The organism is Kitasatospora sp. NPDC057015 (assembly GCF_042673745.1).
Classification (GTDB): Bacteria; Actinomycetota; Actinomycetes; order Streptomycetales; family Streptomycetaceae; genus Kitasatospora.
Genome location: NZ_JBHUSG010000136.1, coordinates 1 through 2,020, shown reverse-complemented (window position 1 = coordinate 2,020; position 2,020 = coordinate 1). Strand labels below are relative to the sequence as shown.

2 protein-coding genes and 1 pseudogene are annotated in these 2,020 nt (G+C 54.8%); 1 reads left to right on the top strand and 2 read right to left on the bottom strand.

Features of this window, described 5'->3' with window-relative positions:
• Positions 1-133: pseudogene (locus ACFTWP_RS41610) on the top strand (IS30 family transposase); the annotation flags it as partial.
• 164 nt (positions 134-297) lie between these two features.
• Here the strand turns inward: ACFTWP_RS41610 and ACFTWP_RS41605 are convergent.
• Both ACFTWP_RS41605 and ACFTWP_RS41600 read right to left on the bottom strand, forming a co-directional pair.
• On the bottom strand, positions 298-1,092 hold the full coding sequence (locus ACFTWP_RS41605) for a DUF6602 domain-containing protein (RefSeq protein WP_380270384.1): 795 nt from the start codon (positions 1,090-1,092) through the stop codon (positions 298-300).
• Positions 1,093-1,512: 420 nt separating this feature from the next.
• A partial coding sequence (locus ACFTWP_RS41600; protein ID WP_380270383.1) for a hypothetical protein occupies positions 1,513-2,020 on the bottom strand: 508 nt, incomplete at its 5' end.

Genomic DNA, 2,020 nt, shown 5'->3' with positions numbered 1-2,020 from the left:
CCCAAAAGGAACCGACCTCTCTGCCTACTCGCAAGCCAAGCTCAACGCCATTGCCCGACGGCTCAACGAACGTCCACGCAACTTCGATACACCGGCTGAACGATTCCATCAAGCTGTTGCATCGACCGGTTGAATCCGCCGCCAGTTCCGGCCATTCACCCACGCCTTGATGCTGTCGCTTTAACGTCTCTTCACCGATCCCCATCGGCTATTCGGCCACTCGACCGTCGCTGTTGTTGGGCGCAAAGATTAGGCATTGGACAACTGCGCCCCGAAGGTCTTCGCCGTGCAGAACAGCTAGCCTCCCGTCTTGATCCCCACACGGAGCTTATTCATGTATGGAACCATGTTCAGAAACGTGCCGTTGATGTTCATAGACGCTTGCGTGAGCATTTGAAACAACCACAACAGTGAACCGTGGGTTGCTGATGCTGCGACCCATCGTGTGTCAGGAGCGCTACTGCGAGCACTATCATTAAGGAAGCCGACGGGAAAATTATCAAACGTTACGAACCCTCTTCCGAGAAGGAATGCACCGTCGATCGATTGGCTGGGTGTTTTTATTCTTTCTTCACCAATGGGAAGGCGCGGACCGCCGATTCCCTCTGCCGCCTCTATTTCGGTGATCCAATTGAGAACGGTCTCTATCTGCCGCGGACCGTCATACGCCACCACAAAACTCAGAATCGCCGGCGGAACATAACCGCTGCTAAACGACCATGTTTCGCTCTTCTTAAGCTGCTTTGCGGTCTTTGCTGCCGTGATTGCTTGCTGCATACCGGCCTTGTCGAGGGTGGACTTCACCTCTATCGTAGCGATTACCGATTCAGCTAAGAAACCACTTATGCCGCCCCCAAAATCGAGCTTGGGCAAACTTCGCTTGTATATCACGAGATCGAACTGCCGCCTTGCTTCGGACGGTTGCGATTCGCTGTCAATCAATTCTCCCGAACCTATCGCGAGGGTAGATGGAAGGTGCGCCTCCAGAAACTCCTTGATGAAAGCTTCGCGCGGGGTTCCTTTGTGGAGGGAGTGACCACTATTGGCCGGTATTTTGGAAGTGGCCAGGAGTTGATCCTCTACTGCTGCCATATGGGCGAAAAGCATAGCAATGTTCCAATCGGTCTATTTTGTCCATCGGTCGGGTGGGCCCCGCGAAGAGTGATGATAGCAAGACAGTCTCAGACCGAGACATGCCAACGTACTTCCAGTATTGACCGCTCAGCGAATGGGGCTGTCCCAATGGCGAAAAAACAACCTGGCTCCGCTTGAACGAGATTGGCATTGAAGAGTCTGCTCAGGTTGTGGACGTGCCGACGCGGTCCACACCCGGAAAGACTGTTGTACCTTGGAAGCGGTCCCTGAGGCCACACGGAAGTAAACGACCGAAGTGGGTCGATCTGCGCCAGTCGCGCGTTGCAGGGCGGCGGCAGGCCACGATCGGCCACAAGCCGCCGTTCTGATCCGTAGTCGGTCGGACATTCAAGCGTCGGCACCGCTCCGTGTGCGGTACTACTTTGAAGTCGCTCGCGCCGTTGCGAGGATACCGAGCATACTTTTTCGTGCTCTGCGCTTTTCTACAAATTGGCCGACTGCGTCCTTCGCCATCGCGATACCTCCGCCACCAATCGCACCCACCACACTCGCGATTGGAGCACTAACGCCGGCGGCAGCTGCGAGAGCTGGCATGAAAAACATACTTGCACCGGCGGCGATTCCAATAACGCTACCTGTTCCTGCAGCCCAGTATTTCGGTGAGTATTTGTCTTCGATGTCCTTTATTGCTTTCTTCTGGCGCTGAATCAGCAAGTCCAACCCATGCCGGACTTCCCGCGCTACAGCTTCAAGTTCGGCGGGACCCGCCGCAGTCAACTGAGTTGTGATTTTCTTCAATTGTTCGCGAAGTTCCGCGTGCTCCATGCGTTCTCGAAGCTCAACGAGACCTGCTATAGGCACGTTGCCCAGCCAGGTCAAACTGTCATCTTGAAGTGCTCGAAGAATATCGAATGCTTCCCTAGAC